At 72.0% G+C, this 432-nt stretch carries 1 protein-coding gene; it reads right to left on the bottom strand.

What is annotated here, in order from left to right:
* A partial coding sequence (locus EF918_RS36535) for a 6-phosphogluconolactonase (RefSeq protein ID WP_185922118.1) occupies positions 1–325 on the bottom strand: 325 nt, incomplete at its 3' end.
* Positions 326–432: the final 107 nt, after the last annotated feature.

Raw genomic sequence — 432 nt, 5'->3', positions numbered from 1 at the left:
GGTCCTCGGCCGAGCCGTCCGGGCCCATGAACGAGGCCTCGGAGAGGCCGAGCGGTTCGACGACCTCGCGCAGCACGGTCGCGCGGTAGGACTCGGGGTGCCCGGCGGGCAGGCCCACGTACTCGTCGAGCTGGCAGATCCGGGCCCGGCTCACGTCGACCTCGCCCGCGCGGACCTTGGCCGCCAGGGCCTCGTAGATGGGCAGTGGCGTGGAGCCGGTCGCCACGCCGAGCAGGGCGTCGGGCTTGCGACGGACCAGGGCGGCCATGGCCTCGGCGATGAGCTCGCCGCCTGCCTTGGCGTCCGGGACGATGACAACTTCCACGCTGGGGCCTGCCGATCTGGAGAGACGTCTGGACGATGGTGGTATAGACCAATCTAGCAGAGACGGGCCCTTTCCGCGGGGCCTGCGGAGCAGTGGGTGGGTGCCGG

The organism is Streptomyces sp. WAC06614, assembly GCF_003949795.1.
GTDB lineage: Bacteria > Actinomycetota > Actinomycetes > Streptomycetales > Streptomycetaceae > Streptomyces.
Note: the sequence above shows the minus strand (reverse complement) of the source record. Positions and strands in the feature narration are given on the sequence as shown.